The organism is Natrialba asiatica DSM 12278, assembly GCF_000337555.1.
GTDB lineage: Archaea > Halobacteriota > Halobacteria > Halobacteriales > Natrialbaceae > Natrialba > Natrialba asiatica.
Genome location: NZ_AOIO01000030.1, coordinates 273,552 through 297,526, shown reverse-complemented (window position 1 = coordinate 297,526; position 23,975 = coordinate 273,552). Strand labels below are relative to the sequence as shown.

Annotated in this window: 20 protein-coding genes and 3 pseudogenes; 11 read left to right on the top strand and 12 right to left on the bottom strand. The window is 62.8% G+C overall.

From position 1 onward, the window contains the following. Positions 1-53: 53 nt before the first annotated feature. Both C481_RS21275 and C481_RS22700 read left to right on the top strand, forming a co-directional pair. Positions 54-229: pseudogene (locus tag C481_RS21275) on the top strand (IS5/IS1182 family transposase); the annotation flags it as partial. Then, positions 223-357, top strand: a pseudogene (locus C481_RS22700) (IS5/IS1182 family transposase); the annotation flags it as partial. The pseudogenes C481_RS21275 and C481_RS22700, both read left to right, overlap by 7 nt. A 612-nt stretch (positions 358-969) precedes the next feature. On the opposite strand, the gene C481_RS21270 reads toward C481_RS22700, so the two are convergent. Next, complete coding sequence (locus tag C481_RS21270) at positions 970-2,220, bottom strand: C39 family peptidase (protein ID WP_083860917.1); 1,251 nt, start codon at positions 2,218-2,220, stop codon at positions 970-972. Between the two features lie 186 nt (positions 2,221-2,406). Between C481_RS21270 and C481_RS21725 the strand changes: the two genes are divergently transcribed. Further along, on the top strand, positions 2,407-2,859 hold the full coding sequence (locus C481_RS21725; protein WP_152422180.1) for a hypothetical protein: 453 nt from the start codon (positions 2,407-2,409) through the stop codon (positions 2,857-2,859). 60 nt (positions 2,860-2,919) lie between these two features. Here C481_RS21725 and C481_RS21265 read toward each other — a convergent pair. Together C481_RS21265 and C481_RS12870 are read right to left on the bottom strand one after the other, a co-directional pair. After that, positions 2,920-3,092: pseudogene (locus C481_RS21265) on the bottom strand (IS5/IS1182 family transposase); the annotation flags it as partial. 35 nt (positions 3,093-3,127) lie between these two features. After that, positions 3,128-3,409, bottom strand: a complete 282-nt coding sequence (locus C481_RS12870; RefSeq protein ID WP_006109659.1) for a MarR family transcriptional regulator — start codon at positions 3,407-3,409, stop codon at positions 3,128-3,130. A 190-nt stretch (positions 3,410-3,599) separates the two neighbouring features. On the opposite strand from C481_RS12870, the gene glmM reads away from it, so the two are divergent. Continuing rightward, positions 3,600-4,913, top strand: coding sequence for a phosphoglucosamine mutase (gene glmM / locus C481_RS12865; protein WP_006109658.1), 1,314 nt, complete (start codon positions 3,600-3,602; stop codon positions 4,911-4,913). A gap of 491 nt (positions 4,914-5,404) precedes the next feature. On the opposite strand, the gene C481_RS12860 is transcribed toward glmM, so the two are convergent. Beyond that, on the bottom strand, positions 5,405-5,614 hold the full coding sequence (locus tag C481_RS12860) for a DUF7563 family protein (protein ID WP_006109657.1): 210 nt from the start codon (positions 5,612-5,614) through the stop codon (positions 5,405-5,407). A gap of 408 nt (positions 5,615-6,022) precedes the next feature. On the opposite strand from C481_RS12860, the gene glmU reads away from it, so the two are divergent. Further along, positions 6,023-7,204, top strand: coding sequence for a bifunctional sugar-1-phosphate nucleotidylyltransferase/acetyltransferase (glmU, locus tag C481_RS12855; protein ID WP_006109656.1), 1,182 nt, complete (start codon positions 6,023-6,025; stop codon positions 7,202-7,204). A gap of 230 nt (positions 7,205-7,434) precedes the next feature. Here glmU and glmS read toward each other — a convergent pair whose 3' ends face one another. Beyond that, entirely contained in the window at positions 7,435-9,249 is a 1,815-nt protein-coding gene (glmS, locus tag C481_RS12850) for a glutamine--fructose-6-phosphate transaminase (isomerizing) (protein WP_006109655.1), read from the bottom strand. Between the two features lie 639 nt (positions 9,250-9,888). Here glmS and C481_RS12845 point away from each other — a divergent pair. Beyond that, entirely contained in the window at positions 9,889-10,077 is a 189-nt protein-coding gene (locus C481_RS12845) for a DUF5786 family protein (protein ID WP_006109654.1), read from the top strand. 246 nt (positions 10,078-10,323) lie between these two features. Here C481_RS12845 and C481_RS12840 read toward each other — a convergent pair whose 3' ends face one another. From C481_RS12840 to C481_RS12815, 7 genes are all read right to left on the bottom strand, one after another. After that, a complete protein-coding gene (locus C481_RS12840; RefSeq protein ID WP_006109653.1) occupies positions 10,324-11,148 on the bottom strand; it encodes a helix-turn-helix domain-containing protein in 825 nt (274 codons plus the stop codon). 350 nt (positions 11,149-11,498) lie between these two features. Continuing rightward, the gene (locus tag C481_RS12835; protein WP_006109652.1) at positions 11,499-14,555 is read right to left on the bottom strand and encodes a bacterio-opsin activator domain-containing protein; all 3,057 of its coding nucleotides are present in this window, start codon (positions 14,553-14,555) and stop codon (positions 11,499-11,501) included. 220 nt (positions 14,556-14,775) lie between these two features. Continuing rightward, positions 14,776-15,216 carry a universal stress protein gene (locus C481_RS12830; RefSeq protein ID WP_006109651.1) on the bottom strand — a complete coding sequence of 147 codons (441 nt, stop codon included), beginning with the start codon at positions 15,214-15,216 and terminating at the stop codon, positions 14,776-14,778. 61 nt (positions 15,217-15,277) lie between these two features. Continuing rightward, positions 15,278-15,409, bottom strand: a complete 132-nt coding sequence (locus C481_RS22960; protein WP_275040065.1) for a hypothetical protein — start codon at positions 15,407-15,409, stop codon at positions 15,278-15,280. Positions 15,410-15,499: 90 nt separating this feature from the next. After that, positions 15,500-16,186 carry a cytochrome c biogenesis CcdA family protein gene (locus C481_RS12825; RefSeq protein ID WP_006109650.1) on the bottom strand — a complete coding sequence of 229 codons (687 nt, stop codon included), beginning with the start codon at positions 16,184-16,186 and terminating at the stop codon, positions 15,500-15,502. Further along, positions 16,183-16,776, bottom strand: a complete 594-nt coding sequence (locus C481_RS12820) for a TlpA family protein disulfide reductase (RefSeq protein ID WP_006109649.1) — start codon at positions 16,774-16,776, stop codon at positions 16,183-16,185. Before C481_RS12820 ends, C481_RS12825 begins: the two co-directional genes overlap by 4 nt. A 2-nt stretch (positions 16,777-16,778) precedes the next feature. Beyond that, entirely contained in the window at positions 16,779-17,516 is a 738-nt protein-coding gene (locus C481_RS12815; RefSeq protein WP_006109648.1) for an SCO family protein, read from the bottom strand. Between the two features lie 162 nt (positions 17,517-17,678). Here C481_RS12815 and C481_RS12810 point away from each other — a divergent pair, with 162 nt between their 5' ends. The 5 genes from C481_RS12810 to otsB all read left to right on the top strand — a co-directional run bounded on the left by C481_RS12810 (position 17,679) and on the right by otsB (position 23,809). Beyond that, positions 17,679-19,292, top strand: a complete 1,614-nt coding sequence (locus C481_RS12810; RefSeq protein WP_006109647.1) for a hypothetical protein — start codon at positions 17,679-17,681, stop codon at positions 19,290-19,292. 91 nt (positions 19,293-19,383) lie between these two features. Beyond that, positions 19,384-20,541 carry an iron transporter gene (locus C481_RS12805; RefSeq protein ID WP_006109646.1) on the top strand — a complete coding sequence of 386 codons (1,158 nt, stop codon included), beginning with the start codon at positions 19,384-19,386 and terminating at the stop codon, positions 20,539-20,541. A 165-nt stretch (positions 20,542-20,706) separates the two neighbouring features. After that, positions 20,707-20,883, top strand: a complete 177-nt coding sequence (locus C481_RS22215) for a hypothetical protein (protein WP_006109645.1) — start codon at positions 20,707-20,709, stop codon at positions 20,881-20,883. A 197-nt stretch (positions 20,884-21,080) separates the two neighbouring features. Further along, positions 21,081-22,685, top strand: a complete 1,605-nt coding sequence (locus C481_RS12800; RefSeq protein WP_006109644.1) for an alpha,alpha-trehalose-phosphate synthase (UDP-forming) — start codon at positions 21,081-21,083, stop codon at positions 22,683-22,685. A 95-nt stretch (positions 22,686-22,780) separates the two neighbouring features. After that, complete coding sequence (gene otsB, locus C481_RS12795) at positions 22,781-23,809, top strand: trehalose-phosphatase (RefSeq protein WP_006109643.1); 1,029 nt, start codon at positions 22,781-22,783, stop codon at positions 23,807-23,809. The last annotated feature ends 166 nt before the right edge of the window (positions 23,810-23,975 follow it).

The window sequence follows — 23,975 nt, the reverse complement described above, 5'->3', positions numbered from 1 at the left end:
TAGCCGATATCACTGGCTTAGCAGGATGAATCTGAGGAGTTCGATTCTGTCCTCTGGAAATCGAGATCCTCGACTTCGTTGAGCAGTGTCGTGACCCATCTAAACAAGTGTTGAGGAAGCACGTGGACGAACCACCAGCGGCGGGTTCGCCCGCTTGGTTCACGTCGTTCTGCACTGCTTTTGGCTCGAAGAAGGCCACAGCCACCGTGAAACGCTGAATCGGCTGAAGTCTCGTACTCAACAACGAAGCGGTCGCTCGGCGACGCCGTGAGAGCGCTAGGCTGGTATCGAGAGTGCCGTGAGATCATCCTAATGTTCATCTCCAGAAGCATAAAAACGCTGTATAAGGGCCTGTAACCGCAACTCAGAATCTATTCAGCAGAGCAGGTTCTTTACTCTCATGTTCGCGTGCGTTCTGTATAACGTCTGGCAACTCGTTGACTTGCTGATAAAACTCGCTATTGAGGGGAGAATCCAACGTACGCGCCACGTGTGGACGCCAATCGGTTCCTGATCGTGGCCAAGAAGTACACGATCTCGACCTGCCGGACTAACGTTGAGTCGTTCTGTATCCGCTGATTCCTGCGCAGTGACACTGTTCTGCGTTCCTCATTTCTGGATGATTATTGATTTCTTCTAAATGATATTTTCCCATTTCCTGACAGCCTTTTCACACTGTCATTGTGTAGTGCAAAGAACAGCGGTTCAACCGGTTATTTGACCACAAGCCTGGCTTCTAAGACACTGAAAGTCACTGCACACCTCTCGCGGTGATTTACCTGAAACCGGCGCATAGCTGCCGATTTCAGGGACCACTTGCGAGCAGCGTGTAACTCATTTAGTTGTTACTATAGTTCTTGAGCCGGGATTTGAAGCCGTCCGTCCGGGACTTTCCGACCTCGTTCCAGATTCACGATGTTCATTCGTTGACTGTAGCTTACTTGAGTCGGTCTATTACAGAGGAGTAGATCAATCCTCTATTTCTAAGACGACGAACCCGACGCTAGTGGATTTGAATGTGAGCTCATTTGTATCTCCGTACGTATCGTGTGTCGTCGCATAGAGTGTGGGCTGTGTCGGATCCCACGGGGGGTTATCATCCTCTTCGTATCCGATTACGGTTTCGGCGTGACCGGTCGGCACATCTGGCAGGTCAATCGATTTTCCAGGGGACGCGGCTGCTGCAGCGTCCGGTGTTTTATCACCAAAGTACCCTACGATACACGGACGCCCGGAGTCAATTTCGCTTTTTATCTCCTTGCGTTTTCCATTCAATTCATAGCCCGGATCGTATGAGGAGTCATAATTGTTGATCCCGCTGAAGAAATCCTTGCCACCGGGAACGTACGGGTACGTGTTTCCGTCGTCGTCTGTGCCCATATTTTCGTTGAGTTCCCACATCAGATCACAATCTGTGTAGCTGATGTTCTCGTGGTATCCGAGACACATCGACGAAGCAACTGGCACACAACCCACCCAGTTACCATTTCGGTCACAGAGATTGCCGTCCCAGTTTGGGACGCCACTGACATTTCCAGTGTCGAATGGCTCAAACGAAATACGTTCATTTTCCATGTTTTGTTCCAGCACATCGTTTCCGCGTCTATCTTGCCTGGATGGAACGGTAGAAGTCAGTACGGAATCGATGGACGACGTTCGACCACTCTTCAGATCAATGTACGTTGTCGAGTTGATCTCAACACCGAAACTCATCGGGTTGTTGTAAATGAACCGCACGTCGTTTTTAGCGTCCAGATTCGGAGCACTACTTAAGACTTGATCTTCAGACAGCCGATTCTGCGGAGCTCTTCCAGTTCCGCATTTAATGATGCCCGGTGACTCCGGTCGTGCGCTAACTGCGATGTGACCGACTTCGACTCCCCCGTTCGTTATCGGATACACCCACGCCCTCGGAAGATATTCTTTCGATAGGGAATCAGACCGGTTTTGTGATTCCGAAACAGCGTAGAACAGCTCCGGTTCAGCAAGGCCATTTGGGTCGAATTCTGAAAACTCCTCACGCTGACTGTTGTGTTCGACACGTGCTCTAGCAAACCGCCTCGCCAGACTCTCTTGAATTCTATTGGATCGGATCGAGCTATCCACCTCTGATTTTGCTTTTGCGGAACTGGCCACGTACGGTGTAGCCAAAGAACCGCTCAGCAACCCGGCACTTTTTAAAACTGTTCTTCGATTGCAGCCATGTTCATCTTGTGACATAGCATCTAAAACTATAGACTCTTAACAATATATTCATTGGAAACATATATGTTGGTCGAATTTTCAATGCATACTGCTCGATAAGTTACAGCGAAAAAGTGCGAACGTTCACAACTGAAGTCGGAGATAAAATCAATATCGGTGCACCCTGGTTTTAAATATTCGGACCTTGACAGAGAATAATAGGTGACACAAAAATTGATTAGCACTACTGGTATCCGAACCGGTGAACTGGCGATAGCGCTTTATATAATCGGATTCAGCGTTCTGTTAGCGATTTTGGAAGTATTTAGAAACTCTCTCCCAAACGTGGATATACTGCTTAAATTTATATTCTGGACAGTGTTCTTCCTTGCCCCCTTGGCACTCGGAAGTACGGTGCTGCTCGGGGAAATTGTAAGCGATACGAATAATAGTTCGTACTTTTTCGGTGGAACCGCAGTACTAACGCTGCTTGGTGTGAGCTTTTGCCTGTATGCGTACTTCAACCCGTCCGAGGGCGGCGGACTAATTGTTGCTCACCTAATCTCGTATGGGATCGGATTAGTATTCTCCGTTATTATACTATCTAAGCATGTAGTACTCCGCATCCTTCCGAGAGACGGTGATCCTGAACCGGTTACCCGTGATGTTAGTTGAGCGGTCGACGAGAATCGATCGCAGTATCAGTACTTCATGAAGCTAGTTAGTTGAAAAACCACGAATCTCGGCCATATACTCCAGCCGATTCGGTGTGTCCCGGTAGCTGTGGTCTTCTTCAAGCCAAAAGAGTGTCGTACGACGTGGACCCAGCGGGCTCGCCCGTCTGCTTTCTCAACTTGCTTGGGTGGGTGGCGACACTGCTCAACGAAGTCGAGGGGGTCTGTCTCCATAGGCAAGAGTCGGATTCCTTGTGTTCACTCGGCCGTCAAGAGTCGATGATCCGGTAAGTCGACTGGCGAGCGTCCTGCAAACAGACGCGGCTCTCGACGTGGTTTCCGTCCTCGAGTTTGCCGAGCGCGTAGCGAACGGTTCGAGCGCAAAGTCGCGACTCGGTAACGAGTTCGTTCTGGGTCATCGTCCCCTCGTATTCGAGGACTTTGTAGACGAGTTTCGCGCTCGGGGGGAGGTCGGTCAGCGCGGTGTCGGCTTGGTCGGCGTCGGGATCGGATTCGAAATCGGGCTCGGGAGTGGTATCGGTTGCGCGCATACGTTCGATCGGTATCTCGCGGTATTCCCGTAACGTCCTATACGGTTTCGACAGTTTAGAAGACTAAGACCCTCCTAATGATAGGACCGTTGTATCCCGGCGCGTTGAGATTGGGGGGCTCCCGGCTATTCGGGCGGATCAACGGCGTTAATCACAACATAGTAAGGCGCGTGACCGCATCACGACAGGTATGTTCGGAACAAGCGGTATTCGCGGGACTGTCGGCGACGAGGTGACCGCGGATCTCGCACTCGCCGTCGGTCGAGCGGTCGCCTCGGAGGGATACGACAGCGTCGTTCTCGGTCGAGACGTTCGCGAGAGCGGGACGATGCTGGTCGATGCCGTCGCCGCCGGGCTCCGCGAGTGCGGCGCGGACGTGATCGAGGTCGGCGTCGAGTCGACCCCGACCGTCGCCCGCTCGATCGCCCACCTCGATGCGGACGCGGGCATCGTTGTGACGGCTTCGCACAATCCCGAAACCGATAACGGACTCAAACTCTGGACGCCTTCGGGGAAGGCCTTCGGTCCCGAGCAGCGAAACGCGATCGAGCGGCGCATCCGCGACTCGGACTACGAACTCGGCGCGTGGGACGAACTCGGTACCCGACGCCGGTACGAGGACGCGGCCGCGTTCCACGCGGACGCAATCGCGGGCGCGGTCGACATCGAGGGATCACCGACCGCCGTCGTCGACGTGGGCAACGGCACCGGCGGCATTACCGCGTCCGTCCTCGAGGACCTGGGCTGTTCCGTCGAAACCCTGAACGGACAGCCGGACGGCTCGTTCCCGGGCCGGCCGAGCGAACCCAACGCGGACACCCTCGAGACGCTCGCAACCGTCGTCGAGCACACCGACGCCGATCTCGGCATCGGTCACGACGGCGACGCAGACCGCATGATGGCCGTCGACGAAACCGGAACGTTCGTCCCGAAAGACGCCCTCCTCGCCGTCTTCGCTCGTGAAGCCGCCGGTGAGGGCGACCGGGTCGCCGCCCCCGTCGACACCAGTCTCGCCGTCGACGACGCTCTGACGGCCGTCGGCGCGTCGCTCACCCGCACGCGGGTCGGTGACGTCTACGTCGCCGAACGCGCCACCGAGGCCGACGTTTCATTCGGCGGCGAACCGAGCGGTGCTTGGATCTGGCCCGACGAAACGCTGTGTCCCGACGGCCCGCTCGCCGCCTGCAAGCTCGTCGCGTTCGTCGCCTCGCGGGGACCGCTCTCCGAACTCGCAGGCGAAATCGAACGGTATCCGATCCGTCGCACGTCGATCGAGGTGGCGGACAAGACGGCAGTCATGAACGCCGTTCGAGAGCGCGTCACCGCGTCGTACGACAACGTCGACACGCTGGACGGGGTCCGAGTCGAAACCGACGACGGCTGGTTCCTGATCCGTGCCAGCGGAACGGAGCCGCTCGTTCGGATTACGGCCGAGGCGCGAGCTGCCGCCGCCGCAGAGCGCGTCTTCGACGAGGCGAGTTCACTCGTCGAGGACGAGAGCTGAACGCGGCGGTGCGCGGAGCGATGCGGTTGTGCGGGGCGATGCGGTTGTGCGGGAGCGAGTAGTGAGGTAATGAGAAGTGATTACTGACTACTGGCTACTGGCTACTGAGAGAAGCTGGCGATTTGGGCGCTGTTTGGACTGGCTGTGAGAGCCGATCGTCATCGAACGAGCGATCGGTGACGAGTCATAAGCGGCGAGTTCAGTCCGTGGACGAAGGGTCGTGTTCGCGTGGGTCGTGCTTATTTGGGTCGTGTTCGTGTCCGTATTCGTTTAAAAAATGGGGGCGGAAGGGCGGAACCGGATGCGGCGAGGCGGGGAGGGGTGGGATAGGGTACAGGGTGGTGATCGGTGGGATCGATGGGGCGTCGCTTGGAGTCTGTGGGTTGAAGCCGGGAGTGGGTGGGTTGGGAGTAAGTGTGGGGCGGGAGGGTAGTGGGAGTGCGGTGAGAGCGGTAGTGTCTGAGCCGAGAGCGAGCTGTGGCAACCGAGCGCTAGCGGTCTTCTTTGGGGATGAAATCGGATGTCTTCATCTCCCGGTAGGTTGCACAGTCGGGACAGGCGTGGACGACGTCGCGATTGTCACCGAAGACGCGAGCGAACTGACGGGTAACCTGATTGCCGCAGTTGACACACCGGGGGGCACTCGTTTGCTGGCGAGACGTCATCGGCGTCCACTTCGCATCAGTTGGTTCCGTCGACATCAACAGGCCGTAGCCACAGAACGGTATTTAATATAGACTGCATAACTCGATTTCTGAAAGGTAGTCCCGGATTTCACCTCCGATTTCCGGCTTAATTCGAAACGGCGGAGAACCGGTTGTATAACCGGTATTCAACCGCGAAATTCAATATTTCTTGAGCGTAATGAATGGTTTTTCCGGAATTTTTTGCCCCGATTGATCGCCGGAGTGCAGTGCACCCGCTCGTACCTCTCAGATCAATCTTCCACGGACCGATATAATAATCCGGTGAAACTGATCTGAACAGATGTGCGCGGGACAACGATGCCGGTTCCGGCAGGTACGTGTGCGTTCCCCGTACATTCAGTGACACCGCTGGCGAGATTAGATGCTGTATATTTATCCCACCGATTGCCGTAGGTCGCGGTCATGAAAGCAGTCGTTCTCGCAGCGGGGGAGGGGACACGAATTCGCCCCCTCTCCGGCTCCGTTCCGAAGCCGATGTTGCCCGTCGCTGATCGTCCGCTCGTCGCCCACACCGTCGATGCCGCTATCGACGCCGGTGCCGACGAAATCGTCCTCGTCGTGGGCTACGAGTCCGAGACCGTCAGAGAGTTCTTCGGTGCTACCTATCGCGGTGTCTCCGTTTCGTATGCCGTCCAGACCGACCAGAACGGCACTGCAGATGCTGTCAACGCGGCTAGTGAGTACCTGGACGGTCCCTTTGCCGTCCTGAACGGTGACAATCTATACGACCCGTCCGCGGTCGCGGCTCTGTTCGACAGCTGCCCGGCCGTCTGCGCGATCGAGGTCGAGAACCCTCGCAACTACGGCGTGTTGAGCACCGACGACGGCACCGTCGTCGACATCGTCGAAAAGCCCGCCGACCCGCCGACAAACCTCGCCAACGCCGGCGCATACGCCTTCCCCGAACGCGCCCGCGACTGGCTCGACGTTCCCGCAAGCGAACGCGGAGAACACGAGATCACCGACGTTCTCGCCCGCGTCATCGACGAGTTCGCCGTCACGCCGGTCACGACCGACCGCTGGATGGACGTCGGCCGCCCCTGGGAACTCCTCGAAGCTAACGAGTGGAAACTCGGTGAACTCGACCGCTCGATCGAGGGCGAGGTCAGCGACGCCGCGCAACTCGAAGGTGATGTGGTCGTCGAGGAGGGTGCAACCGTAAAGCCGGGCGTCGTGGTCGAGGGGCCGGCACTGATTCGATCGGGAGCGACGGTCGGCCCGAACGCGTACGTTCGCGGGGCGACGCTTCTCGGTGAAGACGTGTCAGTGGGTAACGCCGTCGAAATCAAGAACAGCGTTCTCTCCCGGGGTACGTCGGTTAGTCACCTGTCCTACGTCGGTGACAGCGTCCTCGGTCGCAACATCAACTTCGGTGCCGGGACGACGGTCGCCAACCTCCGGCACGACGACGAGTCGGTCAAATTCACCGTCAAGGGCGAACGCGTCTCGACGAACCGGCGAAAGTTCGGCGTCGTTGCCGGCGACGGCGTCAAGACGGGAATCAATACGAGTCTAACGCCCGGATTGAAACTCGAGACGGCGGCGACGACGCGGCCCGGCGAGGTCGTCGAACGCGATCGGTAACGAAGAAACCGACGCTCTCAGGCGGCGATTTTATGTAGTGGTGTCTGGCTAGTCCGACCGGAGGCTGTCGGTCGCTCACAGGGTACACGATCGTCGTCTCCAATAGCCCGGCTCGACGTCGACATCGATCGCAGACCCGTTCGAGTTCGGGCCATCAATTCGCGTTGCCGTACGGATTCGGGGCGACGGGGGTGGCCTCGAATCCCGCGGTTTCGGGCGGTTATAGCAGCCTATTCGACGGTGACGCTCTTCGCTAGATTACGAGGCTTGTCGATCGGTCGGTCGAGTTGGTTTGCCGCGTGATAGGAGACGAGTTGCAGTTGCACGTTCGCGAACAGACCCGCCAGTTCGGAATCGGTCGCCGGTATCGCGATGTGCTGGTCCGCCACCTCGACCGCCCGGTGGTCGTCCGGACAGATCGCGATCACGGGCGCGCCGCGGGTCTGGGCCTCTTCGGCGTTCTTGAGCGTTTTCTCGTCCTCGTCGCCGGTAAAGATCGCAAACACCGGCGTGTTCGGCGTGACGAGCGCGAGCGGCCCGTGTTTGAGTTCACCCGAGGCGAAGCCTTCCGCGTGCTCGTAAGTGATCTCTTTGAACTTTAACGCCCCTTCGAGTGCGACCGGATAGCCGAGTCCGCGTCCGATGAAGAAGTACGACCGACTGTCCCGATAGCGGTCCGCAATCCGCGCTGCGTCGTCGGTGGCGAGCACCGACTCGAGCTGTGCGGGCATTCGAGACAGGTCGGGCAAAAGTGATGTGAGGTCTGCGGGCGACTCGCCGCAGGTATCGGCGGCGATACGCTGTGCTAACAGCGTCAGCATCACCGCCTGTGAGGAGAACGTCTTCGTCGCGGCGACGCCGATCTCCGGGCCGGCACGGATGAACAGCGTGTCGTCCGCCTCGCGGGCGGCGGTCGAGCCGACTACGTTCGTCACGGTAAGCGTGTCCGCACCCGCCGCGGTCGCCTGGCGCAACGCGTTCAGCGTGTCCGCCGTCTCGCCGCTCTGTGTCACCGCGATGACGAGCGTCTCGTCGTCGACGGGCGGTGCCGTTACGCTGTACTCGTTCGCGAGCAGCGCCGTCGCGCGAATCCCCGCCTGGTTCAGGGCGAGCGAGCCGTATAGCGCCGCGTGATAGGATGTTCCGCAGGCGATGAGTTGAACGTTCCCGACTCCCTCGAAAGTTCCCGGCGGGAAGTCCTCGAGCGCAATCCGCCCGTCCTCGGGATCGATCCGGCCTTCGATCGCCTGCGCAAGCGAGGTCGGCTGTTCGTAAATCTCTTTCAGCATAAAGTGGTCGTATTCGCCCTTGCCAGCCTGCTCGGGGTCCCACTCGACCGTCTCCGATTCGCGCGTGATCGACTCCCCCGCGAGATCCGTGAACTCGACGCCGTCTTCGTCGACGATCGCAACGTCGCCGTCCTCCAGATAGACCACGTTATCGGTGTACTCGAGGAACGCCGGCACGTCGCTCGCCAGGAAGAACTCGTCGTCCTCGACGCCGACCACGAGCGGCGATCCCTGCCGCGCCGCGTAAAGGACGTGCTCGCCGTCGAGCATCGCCGTCACCGCGTAACTTCCCTCGAGTTCATCGATCGCTCGCCGGAAGGCCGCCTCGTTTGCCATCCCGGCGTCGAGATAGTACTGAATGAGGTGGGGGATAACCTCGGTGTCGGTGTCGCTCGTGAACTCGTGGCCGCGCTCGCGAAGCCACGATTTAAGATCGGCGTAGTTCTCGATGATTCCGTTATGGACGACGGCGACGTCCGCGGTGTCGCCCGTGTGCGGGTGGGCGTTCTCATCGGTCGGCGGGCCGTGGGTCGACCAGCGGGTGTGGCCGATACCGACGTTCCCCTCGATGTGTCTGTCGGCGATCGAGTTCTTGAGTTCCGCGACCTTGCCGGAGCGTTTCTGGACGGCGATCCCGGAGCCGTTCTGGACGGCGATCCCGGCGGAATCGTAGCCGCGATATTCGAGGTTTTCGAGCCCTGTAAGGAGCGTTTCAAGCGCATTTCCGGTCCCGATGTGTCCGATAATTCCACACATCGATAGATCACCCTCGAAGCGGCCGCCGGAGGTGGCAGCCGGTAGTGGCCACTGGCGAGTCGCGAGTGGTCAGCAGTGCTGTTCCTGGGTGTGATAGCGGTGTCGACGATCGAGTCCGCCGAGCGGGTCGATCGCCCGTTGCGATCCGGTACGGGCGGAAACGGGCCACGGACATGGTACGACCACAGGCAAGCCGAACCCATTACTATAGGTAGACTACCGGAATCAACGGCGTTGCAGGATGCGGACAGTGACTCACTACACGGCACCCAGTCACCGTTTCGTGACTGTTCTACATTTGCGATAATGAGGTGCTGTATTATGCACTATCACTGAATATTGCTATCAACTATCCACTCAGAACCGGATAATCGTGAGTATGTAAACCAAACAGCGATCCGTCGAACGCGTATGCTGTTCCGAACGATCGCGCCAGACGAGTGAATCAGCGGTATGGACTGCCCACACTCGGCCAATAGGCGGACAGCCACCCGTCTCTCACCGCCATCTTGTCTCGCCCCGTTCCCCGACCGTTTGATCGAAAAAAGATTCGCCTAGAGACACGTCTCGTGCGCGTCAACACGCCGCAGAACGGCGTCGAACCGCCACACCTATGTTCTCTCTCGGTCCAGTGTACCCATGGGTTTTGGTAGCTACGACGAATCCGAGCAACAGCAACAAACAGCCGACGAAGACGATGTCGATGCCGTCAACGTCCACCAGAACGACCACGACGGCCAGCTCTCGTTCGAATCCGACGCCTCCACGGACGAACTCGTCTCCCAGCTAGGCGCAATGCGGGACGAGTCCGACGACGCCGACGAGTAACGACCGGCCGTTTTCCGTCCTCCTCTGAGCCCTAGCCGGTCCTGGGAGCGACTCAGGTTCAGCCGCCGTCCGACCGTCTTCCCAGTTTCTACCGTTCAGTGCCGAGAGAATCCCGTCGTTCACGGCATTCGCTGCTCGGATGAAACGAACGCGGCCGAGCCGTCGCAGACGGACTGCTGGCAGTCAGTTTCGTCGCACGCGGAGGACGGTCGCGGGTGCGCTGGGAAATCAGTACGGCAGACCGTCTCAGGTGATCGTCGCCCCGCAGAGTTCACCGATCGCTCGGCGAAGGCGCTGTGAGACCGCCGACTTCGAGACGTCGAGTCGATTCGCGAGTTCATCTTGCGAAATCCCTCGTGGCACGTCGAAGTACCCCTCCTGGTAGGCAACGAGGAGCAATTCCTGTTGTTTCTCGGTCAGGGCGACCACGCCGTCGTCCTCGTCGTCCGAGACCCGAAGGTGCTCGACCGCGACGGAGACGCCGCGTGCACGACAGGTATCGTTGAACTCGACCAGCGCATCACGATCCGGGAAGCGAAGCTGGACGAGCCAGCCGTCGCGCGAACTCGTGATATCGAGAATGTGGCCGTCGACGGGCGTTGTCATCGGAGCGAGCGGCAGTGCGCGGTCGGTGAGTGTCACCCGGTAGACCCGTCTGTCGGAGTAGCAGTCGACGAGGACGGGATCGGTGACGGTCGGGTCGACTGCCAGCGCACGGTCGAACGTCTCGAACTCGGATCCGTAGACGGTGAGGAAGACGACGGTTCGGTCTTGCGGCGTCTGCGTGCGGTACTCGAATTCGATGGTGATCTCGAGTGCGCGCCGCAGGGTTGGGCGCAGGAGGAGGGACTCGTGTTCGAGACGGAGTTGAGCGATGACGCCGCCATCCGCCTCTGTACGCAGGGGCGTCTGCGCGGGGGTCGTTCCGGGAGGATCGGCTGAACCCGTGTCGACTGTAGCCGTCGCCGACTCGGTCGGGTCCGCGGTCACGGACGCGGGTGGTGACTCCGCTTCGGCGTCCGTTCTCGCTCGCTCTCGTTTCTCCGCCGTCTCGGTAAGATCGAGACTCATGGAATCATCCCTCGCTCGCGTCGGAAGCTACTGTAAGGAGTTGTTACCGAACACACGCTCATCGATTCCGTGATTCGACTGTGACTACATGGGCGTGGAGGCTATACACGGAAACATATAAACAAATCAAGTCAATACTGATTCAACCGTCGAAAACCGTGACTGTTCCCGGGCGGAAGAAATAACTGGTTATCAGATTTCGCCGACCCCGCCACGCCGGTACGACTGTATTACGGTCGTCCAACAACATATTACCGGCAGCCGTGGCGCACGCGGACGGCGCCGCTGACCGGCCGCGTGACGATTCTGAACTCGCCTCACTCGCCGGGAGTGCAGGAGCGGTACTCACGTCAATATTCGTCGAAGAGGAGTTCGAAGAGCTTCCGCTGGGCCGTTCGAAGGTGGCGGCTAAACGTCGGCTGCGAGACGGCAAGCGAGTCGGCGATTTCCTCACCCGTGCTCTTGCGGGGCCACGCGAAGAAGCCGCCGTAGTACGCCGCCTCGAGCGTCTGGAATTGGCGCTCCGATAACCGCTCCCGAACGGCCGCGTCGAACGCTCGCGGGGATCGCGTCTCCCGCTCTCGTTCGCGCCGAGACACGAGTTCAGCGCTCGGAAACGCACGCTGCAGCCCCTCGACGAACGATCGAACGTCGACGGGATCGGGCAGATCGAGCGCCACTCGCGTTCGGCCGTCGACCGGGACGAGCGTCCGCACGAGACCGTTGTGGGCCGCGAGCGTGTCCGCGATGGTTTCCGTCTCGATGGTGAACTCGACGACCGAGCCGGTTTCGCCCTCCCCGACTGACCGAACCCGACCGACGCCGTCGAGTTCGGCGAGCGAGTCGAGACGCGACGCCGGCGGGGACTCGAACTCGTCGGACGGCAACGTACAGTAGACCGTCGAGCCGCCCGCCGAGCGCGGAACGACCGCCTGCACGTCGAGCGGCTGGCCGAGTTCGTGGGCGAGCGCGACGAGGACGTCGTCGGACTCACGCAGGACGAGTTCGAGTTCGGTGACGCGGTCCGCGAGCAGCGCCCGTTTGCGTTCGAGCGCGCCGATGGCGTGGCCGGCGACGGCCGCGAGGTGGGCGTACACTCGCCGGCTGTGGTCGTCGAAGGCCGCCGGCCGGTCGGCAGCCACCGTGAGCGTTCCGTAGCTGAACGCGTCGTGTTCGATCGGGACGCTCAGCGCCGAGCGAAGGCCCCGATCGGTCGCGGCGCGGATGAACTCGGTCGTGTCCGGGTTCTCGCCGCCGTCATGGGTCTCCGCGTCAGCAGCGGTCTCAGCGAGGTCGTCGATGACGACCGAGTCGCGTCTCGCCGCCGCTCGGCCGGAGGGGAAAGCCGTGTCAGGGCCGATCGGAATCGTTCGAGAGTCGAGCCACTCGCCGTCTCGACCGGCCGCGGACCCTGACCAGGTCCGGGGGCTGATGGACTCGTTGCCGGCGGTGACACGGCCGACCCAGGCGAGTTCGTCCGCGTCGGCCGGGGCTAGCGCGGCGGCGATTTCACAGAGGCGCCGTTCGACCGCCGTCCGGCTGTCGGCGTCGAGGAGGTGGCGTTCGCCCGCCCGGAGCTGTGCAGCCGCGTCCAGTTTCGATTCGAGGCGCGCGCGCTCGTAGCGGGACGTTCGAACGCGTTCGCGAGCGGCGATTCGGTCGAGAGCGGCGGCTCCGGCAGCGGACACCGTCTCGATCGGCGCAGTCTCGAGCGTGTCGAACGCCATCGGATCGCTGCTCGTCGCAACGATGACACCGCGCTCCGCGAGCGGAACGACGAGCACGCGCTCTGCGCGCAGGCCCGAGCGGGCGAGGAACGGATCGGCAGCGGCTCGATCGACGAGCGCGGCGTGAACGGTGTCGCGGTAACTATCGCCGCCGGTGTCGTCGCCACGGCCGTCACCGTCTCGACCGACTTGCAGCGGCACGTCCTCGCGTTCGACTGCCGGCGGCTCGATTCGGGGCACCGACTCGGCCGTCGTGATCGCCGCGGGGCTGAGCAGGTCGCCATCGTCGGCGGGTCGGTACCAGCCGGTGAACTCGGCTCCGGTATACTCTCGAATTCCGGCGACGACGGCGTGACGCACGGCAGATCGGGACGCTGCCGTCGAGAGCGAATCGATCGTCCGACGGACCGTCGAGAGCGTCCCCGCCGCCGAGCGTCGTCTGTCGCGAACCACACAGAGCGTTCGCTCCGCGACCGACAGCGGCGCGACGACCACGTCGACGGGGACCGACCGTGTCGATCCACCGCCGTCGAGTTCACCCTGGATGGGGTCCATCCACCTGCTGACCGGGGAATCGGCGCGCTCGCGGATCGCCGCCGCGAGTTCGTCGTCGAACAGCGCGTCGACGGCCGTGCCGACGAGCGTCCCGGTACCGGCGAGGTCACACAGCGTCGTATTCGCGATTCGGATCGTCCCGTCCTCGAGAACGGCGATCCCGTCTTCGAGCGCATCGACCGCCTCCTCGAGCAACGCGAGCCGGTCGCGCTCCACACCGTCGTCGGATTCCGATTCCGGGTCGCTGAACTCGCGAGCGAGCACTGTGAGGCGGTTCTCGTCGGGCACGGCGGTCACCACGAGGCGGCGCCGTGCCGTGGACGGGCCGTCAGATGAGGGCGCGAGAGCGGGGAGTCGCTCGGGTAGCGGGGTCTCGAACTGGACGACGGAGCCGGTCGCCCGCGCCTCGGCACAGCGGTCGACGACGGTCTCCCGAATCTCCGCGGGGAGCAGTTCCCAGACGACGGTCCCCTCGAGCGGCGTCTCCTCCCGGTTGCGAACGGTCGCGTCCGATGCACCGCGAAAGAACTCGCGGGCGGCCGCGTTCGCGTACTCGAGTTCACCGGCGGGTCCGAGCGTGAATACCGCAGTGGGGAGGAGATCCAATGCAGCAGCCAGCTGCGCGCCACTGAACTCCGGGACGCCGGCTGTCCCCGAATCCGCCGCACTGTCCCGGTGGTGTCGCAGTTCTGAGACGTTTCGAACCCGGGCCGCGACCGTCGCCCGCGAGTCCGCCGGCGAAATCACGTCGGTCGCCCCGTGATCGAGCGCGTCGTCCGCCCGCTCGTCGTCGGTGATGGCGACGATCGGCGGCAGCGAGTCGATATCCTCGTCCGCCGCCAGCGCCACGAGTTCAGCGAGCGGTGTCGGTTGCGCAGCGTCGGTCTCCGACTCGGGAGTGAACTCGCAGACGAGGCAGTGGATCGCACGGTGTTGTGACGGAGACGCGGCTTGTGACGCGGACGCGAGGTGCTCGCGCGCGGCCGAGACGGTCCGCGCGCGGAGGAGCGCAGTCGAGTCGAGGGTCGCTGCAAGCGTGGCCGCCGTGCGTTCGACTGGCGGCGACGAGCCGACGACGAGGACGGAACGCGGTTCGCCGGCACTCATCGCGGGCCGGTCGCTCATCGGCCGATCACCGCCGAGAACCGTCCGGTCGAGAACCAGTCGGACCGTCCCTGTCCGTCCACTATGCGCGGGTGACGGTGTCCGGTTCGTCGGGGCTGATCGGCGAATACACGGCGCCGACGGCTGGCACACACGGTCACGGATGTCCGTTCGGGGCTGAAGAGGTAAGTATCGGTTCCGTATCGATGGGTAACGGTGACTTTCGTCGCTGCCGTGACTGTTACTCGGTCTCGCGTTCTCTGACTGTAACGACCGGCACGGGTGCGTTTTGGACGACTTCTTCGGCGACGCTGCCGACGATCAGTTTGTCGAGTCCGGAGCGGCCCGCGGTCCCGACGACGATCATATCCACGCCGTTCATCGTTGCGAACTCGACGATTTCGTCCTGTGGGACGCCCTCTCTGACGGTTGTCGTCACCTCGAGTCCGGTGTCTGTGGCAGCCTGCTCGGCTTCGGTGACGGCCCGGGTGATGGCCTCGTCGGCCTCGTTTTCCGGTTCGGTCCGTAACCGATCGCGCTTTTTGCTGCCGTGTGGCCCTTCCTCGGCGACCGAGAGAATGTGTAGTGTCGCATCGAGGCGGTAGGCGAGTTCGATCGCGTGATCGGTCGCCAGTTGTGCGCCCTCGCTGCCGTCGGTCGCCAGTAGCAGGTCTTGGTACATTGCATCAAGCGATTCAAGAGAGAACGGGATACGTGTCTGACTTGCTGTTGCCGGGCCTCTGTTAGAAGATGACCGTCCACTCGTACTCGCAGTTGCGACACACGAACGTTCGCTCCAGTCCGTCGGCCGTGACCTCCCGGCACCGTTCGACGCCGGCTTCCTCGAGGCAGTTGGGACACTGGTACTGACACACGACGAACGGTACTGAACGGGACGGCCTATATGTGCGCGCCGGTAGCGGCGGTCTCGATCAGCCTCGTTCGATATCGAAGGAGTCGCCGCGTCAGACCACGTTGAAGACGAAAATAGAGAGGTAGAGCTGTCCGAGTCCGGCAATGATCATGACCGCGCCGGCGATCCGTTCGAGTAACTTTGTGTGTGCGGTGAGCCGGCCACCGCCGGCAATGAGGCCGACCCCCGTCGCGACGGTCAACGAGACCATGAGGAGCGTGACGGTGCCGACGTACGTGCCGACGAGGAGCGCCGCCTCGCCGACCGGCAGCGTCAGCGAATAGGAGGTCACCGAAATGAAGATCGGGGCGACACAGCCTGCCGCGGCGAGCGCGTAGCCGACGCCGAAAATCCCGAAGCCGAGGATGCTCGACCGTCGTTTGGGCAGCGGAATCGATATCGAGGGTGCCCGATCGAAGACGATGAGCAGGCCGAAGCCGATGAGTAACACACCGGCGATCGGCTCGAAAATCGTCACGCGCGACAGCGTCGAGTGACCGATCCAGTAGGTCGCGCCGATGATGAGCGCGAGCGTCACCAGGACGCCGAGACCGGCGACAAGACCTCTGACAAGCGACCCTGATAACGAGGCCTCGTCACTGTCGGTCTGGCTGGCGTAGAAGCCGACGTATCCCGGCAACAGCGGATACGCACAGGCCGAGAAGAACGTCGAGACGCCGGCGAGCAGCGAGAACATAACCGTCGAGAGAATCGTCGCCTCACCCGTGATTCCGTTCATTGTCCCCCGTCATCCTCGAATACCAGTTCGATCTTCGAGACGAGTTCGTCCGCGCTCTTGATGCCGTTGTCCGACCACTGCAGCCGACCCGAGGCGTCGACGACGGCCGCAGTCGGGTAGCCGTTCCCGCCGTAGCGCACGGTGAGTTCGGCGTTGCGGTCGAGGCCGAGCGTCCAGTTGCCGTCGTGTTCGTCCCACCACGCGACGAGTTCGTCCTCGGTGATCGACCGGCCCTCGCCGACCGCCTCGTTGGTCGCCGAGACGAACTGCACCCGATCGCCGACCTGCGCGTGCGCCTCGGCCAGGGCCGGCATCTGCTCGATGCAGGGTGCACACCAGGTGCCGAAGAGGTCGATGAACGTCGGCTCGGACGGCGACGGAACCAGGGCCGTTCCCGCCTCGCTCCCCGGGGCGTCGACCGTTTCGAGTTCTATCGGCTCGGGCGGCTCTGACGGCTCGGACGTGCCGGCCTCTTCGCCGCCGCTGGAACTGAACTCGTCGGGGGAGGGGACGCCGTAGACGGCGACCGCTCCCGCGCCGGCGAGCACGCCCGCGCTTCCGAGTCCGGCGAGAACGTCTCGTCGGTGCATGGCTACTGTTGGGCGACGGTACTCGTGTCGTCGACGATCTGTTCGACGCTACCGCCGAGTTCGGGATTGAGCGCCTGCGGATAGGATCGTTCGACGGTGCCGTCCTGGTTAACCAGCAGGATCAGGTTCAGGTGGGTAAACGAGTAGCCGTCGTGGTTCTCGTGTTCGGTCTCCTCCTCGGGAACCTTTTCGATTCGCATCCCGATCTGATCGTGGAGCAGTTCCTTGCCGCTCTCGTAGCTCTCCGGGCGGAGGAAGTGCCAGTTGCCGGCCTCGAGGTCGACGCCCTGTTCGTGCGCGTAGCTCTCGAGCGTGTCCGCGGTGTCGCGTTCGGGATCGAACGTCATCGCGAGGAGGCTGAGATCGTCCGTGTAGCCGTTTTCCTTGGCGTCCGCCTGGGCGCGCCGGAGACGCAAGAGCAGAGCGGGACAGGCTCCGTTGGGGCACGACGTAAAGAAGAACGTCAGCAGGAACGACTTCTCGCCGGTGAAATCGGCGGTATCGATCGTCTCGCCGCTCAACGGATCCGGGAGCGAGAAGTCGGGGAACTCTTGGCCGTGAGTGGGATGTGAAATCGCCTCGGGATCGCCGGGGCGGTCCGGCGAACCGAGGATCGTTCCATCGTCGTTGTCAGCGTTGTCGTTGTCGGCGTTGCCGTCCTCACCGAGGCAGCCGGCAAGCCCGGTCAGTCCGGCAGCCCCCACTGCCCCGAGTGAACCAAGGTACGTGCGTCGCTCCATACGGATACGTCGAACGGGGCGAGCAAAGGTTCGTTGGTTCGCCCGCCGAAGCAACGTGTACTATCACCCAACATTCTCCGTCGCCATCGTTTTCGATCGCCGCCGACACCATCGAAGTCAGTACCTACTTCGGTCTCGCCGCCGTCACTCACCGTATCGTCCATGCGCTCGTGGCTGTCACCGACACCCCCGTCCCGTCTCCGACGGCAGTGGCGTTCGATACGTACGCTCGTTGCCATCGCCACGGTCCTCGCCATCGTCTGTCTCGGCATCGGCGCGGCCGCCGATACCGCCAGCGCGTCGAACGCCGCCGCCGGACTCGGCGACGATCGCGAACTCACCGTTCCAGCCTGGCTGACGGTGTTCACCGGCGGCGTCGCCATCGGTGCCTCGGCACTGCTCGCCGCCCTGGTCACCGACCGGCAACTCGTCGACACCCTCCACACATGGTCGCTGCCGCTCTCGCCCTCCGTTCGCGACTCACCAGACCACACCACGCCGAGTTCGGCCCTGGCTCCGCACCTGCGCGAACTCGCGAGCGGGCTGTGGTGGCTCACCGGACTGGTCGGCGTCGCCGCGCTCGTCGGGACCGTCGTCGTCGGTCTGACCGGGCCCGGCCGCGTCGCGCCGACCGCGAACCTCGCGGTCATCCTCTCGTTCGTCGGTCTCCGGTCGCTGCTTCCGATGGTCGCGTTCCTGGTCGGCAACCCCTGGCCCGCGCTCGATCCGTTTCGCAGACTCGCACGCGCGCTGACCGCTCTTGGAGAGGGCGTCATGCACCTGCTCCCGCCGATTCCGTCCTCCGGGAGCACCGGTACCGACGGTACCGATACCCGCGCGATCGCCGACGGCGGACCGGGACTGCTCGCGTACCCCAGCGCCCTCGCCTCGTGGCCCGCCGTCGTCGGCCTCGGCACGCTCGTCTGGCTCGAACTCGTCCTCCCGGTTACGTCCGATCCCGCCCTCCTCGCTCGACTCGCCGCCGGCTACACGATCTACACCGTTGCCGGCGCGATCCTCTTCGGATCGAACGCGTGGTTTCGCCGTGCGGATCCGCTCGCGACGGTCTTCCGGCTCTACGGCGCTGTGGCCCCGATCCAGCGCCGGCGCGACGGACGCGGCCTCACCCTCGTCCTCCCCGGGTCCCGCCTGCGCGACCCCGATCTCGTCACCGACGCCAGCGAGGTCGCGTTCGTTCTCCTCCTGGTCTGGGAACTCACGTTCAACGGCTTCGTCGTCACCCCGCCCGGCAGCCGACTGCTCGCCGAACTCGTCGGCGCTGGGGTACCAGTCGCCGTTGCGACGCTCGCGGTCTTCGTCGGCGGGTACGCCGTCGCCCTGGGGCTGTACTGGCTCGCTGCGTCTACGGCCCGTCGAACCGCGCCGACGTACCTCTCGACGGCGACCCTTGCTCGGCGGTTCGCCCCGCCGTTACTCGCGATCGCGGCGGGCTATCACGTCGCCCACTACGTCGGGGTCGTCCTCTCGCTGTCGCCCGCAGCGGTCGCGGTCGTGACGAGTCCGCTCTCGCCGCCGCTTAATCCGACGACACTGGCGCTACCGGGGTGGGTCGGAACGCTCGAGATCGGCGCGTTGCTCGCGGGTCACCTGCTCGCAGTCTGGGTCGCCCACGCGACAGCGTTCGATTGCTTCCCGGGCCGACTACAGGCGATCCGGAGTCAATACCCACTTATCGCGGTGATGGTCTGTTACACGGCGGTTAGTCTCTGGTTGCTGACGTTACCGACGGTCCAACCCCCGACGCTTGCGGGATAACCGCTCGTCAAACCGAACCACGCCTGCGGATCAAATCGAACCGCGATCGATTGCGATAGTTGTTTTGTTTCCGGGAGTGCACACGTAGCCAATGCATCGCCGGAGCATCCTCCGTCGGACAGCCGTCGCCGGGGGCGGAATCGGCACGCTCTCCCTCGCTGGCTGCCTCGAACGGCTCGGGTTCGAGGAAGAATCCGCCTGGTCGAACCCGCCGCTCGTCGAGGACCGTCCCGACGCAGTCTACCTCCCCGCATCGACCGAGAAAATGGCCCGACTCGGCACCGCGACCGGCGACGAGTTCGCGATCGCTCTCGGGTACACGATCCCGCATCGATTCTGGCTGCTCGCCGGCGAGTCGAATCAGGTCGACGTGCAGCCGTCGGACAGTCTGCATCTCATGGTGACGGTCTGGGATCGGGAGACCGAACTCGTGGTTCCGGCGACGGTCCGTCTCGAACTGGTACAGGAGGGAGAGCGGGCGACGACCGTCGGTTCGCTGTGGCCGATGATCTCCCAGCAGATGGGCTTTCACTACGGCGATAACGTCGAGTTATCCGGCGACGGGGCGTACACGGCGCGCGTTCGGGTCGGTCCCCTCGACGCCGATCGAACCGGGGCGTTCGGGGATCGTCTCGACGGTACCGAGACGCTCACGGTCGAGTTCACCCACGCCCGGGAGGACGTTCATGACCTCGGCGTCGAGTATATCGACACCCAGCGGCGGGGCACCCGGGAAGCCCTCGACTTACGGACGAACGATTCGATGCCGTCCTCGCGCGGCCAACCGCTCGCTGAGTTGCCCGGCGATCACCTCGGAACGGCCGAGAGGGCCGATAGTGGTGATGCGCGCGTGAGGGCGCTCGTGCTCGACGCGGAGCGGGTCGGCGGCTCATCGGAGCGTGCGTATCTTGCGGCGACGCTTCGAACGCCGTACAACGATGTGGTATTGCCGTTTGCCGGACTCTCCGCGACCGTCGATAGCGGCGGTGATGGCGGTGGGGGTGAACGCACCGGCGGCGACGGGACCGAAACCCGCGAATCGCTGACGCTCACCGAAGCCGTCGACCCGACGCTCGGCCATCATTACGGAGCCGAGAGCGACGTGCTTAGTACGGGCCGGTCCACTGCGGACGAGCGAGAGACGACGATCACGATCAGCGTCGAGACGCCGCCACAGGTCGCCCGCCACGATGGCTACGAAACGGCGTTTCGCGCGTTCGACGACGTTCGCTTTCAGGTCCAGCGCTGAGCCGGTCGAAACGCTCCCGAGGTACGACGAACTGGCGGAACGGCGCAACTACCGCGACGAACAGATCGTAAACGAATCCGTATCGATCGGAACGGTCACGAACGGTCGGAAACAACCCCATTATGCCGATGATAACTAACCCCCGATCCGGACTACCCCACGTGCATGTCTCGCTCGGAAAACGCAACCATGCAGATCGGCTGTCCGGAGTGTGATACAACCGTCACCACCGCTGTCCCTGCTGGTCCCGGACTCGTTGACGACCGTACGGCCGACCGATTACGCGGCACTGAAACCGCCTGTCGCAACTGCGGCCACGAACTCGAACTATACTTCTACTGATGGGCCAGGGCAACGAGTTCACCTCGAACTGTCGACGGCTTCGATATCGCCGGGTGCAGTTGCTCGCTGCCGCTCGTGGGCAGAGCCATCGAGAAACCGGACTGTCCGGACGGTGGAGACACTACCAGCGGACTGTTAACCCCCCTGCGGCTGCAGGCCGCGAAGCAACCAGTGGCGGCCCTGTTCTGTTTCAGCGAATGCGAGTTCCCGACTCTCTCACTGTCGTTTCGAATCGGCAGCCGTATCGCCACGAGTACGACACGGAGGCGGAGACGAACGGAAACGCGGACACGGAGACAGACACGGAGACAGGATCGGACGCGGCAGCGATCTCAGTCGACGAACCCACCGGCGGCCTCACCGCCGGTCTCGATCCCGTTCTGCAGGAAACGAGCGGCACCTGGATTGCCTGGGGCGACGGTGACGCCGACTTCGATGTCACCGATGCGCGCGACTGCGTCGGCGTCCCGCCGGACGAAGAGTGCTACACGCTTCGGCGGATCGACCTCTCCGACGACGCCGTCGACTCCTACTACCGCGGCTTCAGCAACCGCGTCCTCTGGCCGCTCTGTCACGGCTTCGCCGAACTCGTCGAGGAACGAGCTGATGACTTCGAGTGGTATCGGACGGTCAATGCGACGTTTGCGGACGCGGTCGCCGAGCACGCGAGTTCGGAGTCGGTCGTCTGGCTGCAGGACTATCACTTCGCGCTCGCGCCGCGGATGATCCGCGAGTCGATTCCGTCGTCGGCGACCGTCGCGCAGTTCTGGCACATCCCGTGGCCCTCGCCGGCGACGTTCGAGTACTGCCCCGACGGTGAGCAGGTGCTCGAGGGACTGCTCGGCAACGATCTGCTCGGTTTTCACGTCAAGCGATACGCCGACGCCTTCCTCGATTGTGTCCGCCGGTACCTACCGGACGCAGCGGTCGACCGCGACCGGCGAACGGTCCGCTACGAGGGCCACACGACCCGCGTCGTTGCGACGCCGATGGGGGTCGATGCCGACTCCTACGATCAGCGCGCACGCACCGCGGATGCGGACCAGCTCCACTCGCTCTTCGAACGCTACGATATCCCGCAGAACGTGACGCTCGGACTCGGCGTCGACCGCCTCGACTACACGAAGGGCATTCCGGAACGACTGACCGCACTCGAGCGCTTCTTCGAGGAGAATCCGAGCTGGCGCGGCGAGTTCACCTTCGTCCAGAAGGCCACGCCGTCGCGCACGGAGATTCCGGCCTACGCTCGTCACGGCGACCTCGTGCGAAGCGAGGTCGACCGGATCAACCGCCGGTTCGGGACCGACGACTGGCAGCCGATCGTTTACACGGAAGATATTCTGCCGGCGGACGACCTCTGTGCGCTGTACCGGCACGCCGATCTGCTGATCGTCAGTTCGCTGTGTGACGGGATGAACCTGGTCGCCCAAGAATACGTGGCCGCGAGCGTCGACGGCGACGGCACCCTGCTGTTGAGCGACCGGACGGGCGCACACGAACGATTGGGCGAGAACGCGATTTCGATCAATCCGACGGCCGTCGACGAGTTCGCCGATCGGATCGAAGACGCACTCACCCTGTCGCCACGGGATCGTACCCGTCGAATGGACGCCCTTCGAACGACGACCTTCGAGAACGATATCGACGCCTGGATGGAAACGCAGTTCGAGTGGCTGTCCCAGGTCCACGACGGCCAGCGGACAGCGCCGAATTCACAGGCCGGAGCGGACAACGCCGATTCGGGTGCCGACTCCGAATCGGATTCCGACTCCGGCTCGCACGAACGAACCTCGCTCGTCTGAACTCGTGTGCGTTCGAACGTCTCTGCACTCGCTTCCCGTGACGGAACGAGTCTCGATCCACCATCCGATCCCCACCCACACCCGATTTGCGAACTATGTCCGATCAGTCAGCGGCCAGCGACGACGGTTCCGACACCAGTATCGATAGCGCCGACACCGGCACCGAGACCGATACCGATACCGATACCGACGAAATCGACACAGACGACGTCCCGCCCGAGACACCACTACAGCCGCCTCCACTCCTGACCGGCGAGTACTTGCCACAGCTCCGGGCCACCCTCGCCGACGCGACGCACCTGCTGGTCTGTCTCGACTTCGATGGGACGCTCGCCCCCATCGTCGACGAGCCCGATGCAGCCGCGCCAACGACGGCAAACGAAACCGCCGTCGCGGGGCTCGTCGATGCCGCTCCCGTCACGACGGCTATCGTCAGCGGACGGAGCCTCGCCGACGTGCGGACCCGCATCGACGGGCCGCGCATCTACGCCGGCAATCACGGCCTCGAACTCGCCTGGAACGAGACCGTCGCCGTTCACCCAGTCGCACACGAACGCGCCGCCCGACTCGAAACCGTCTGCGAACTGCTCGAAACTGTCCTCGACCCGATCTCAAACGTTCGAATCGAAAACAAGCGCCTGACCGGCACCGTCCACGTGCGCACCGTCCCACCCGCTGCTCGCCCCACCGTTCGCCGGCTCACACGGACCGTCGTCGACCGATTCGGCGGCGACGAACTCGAGGTCTCTCCCGGCAAACGCATCCTCGAAATCGGACCGACGATCGACTGGGGAAAAGGCGACGCCGTCGACGTCATCACGTCGACGCTCCCGGACGGAACCGTCCCGCTCTATATCGGCGACGACGTAACCGACGAGTCCGCGTTCCGCGCCATCGACTCCGACGGCATCAGTATTCGCGTCGGCGATGACGATCCCTCCACGGCATCCTACCGCGTCCGGTCACCCGCCGCGGTCGCCCGCGTTCTCGACTGGCTCGGGACCGCCGGCGTTGCACTCGTCGGGCAGCGAACGCAGTTGCTGTCCGGAACTGAGCTATGGAACGACGACCCGCGTGTCGGGCCGATCCCGGAACGCTGGCCGACGCCCGTGGCGAATGAATAAATACCGTTGGCTGCTGGCGCTGACAATCGCCGGCTCCGATGGCTTACGGCCGGCGTTCAGCGGGGGTTTGCTGGCCCCACGCCATCGTTACGCGCGACCACATATATTGTTGCCGATAGTGATTTCCAAAGCGAACTCACCGGGACAAGCCGAAAGTATTAGTTAC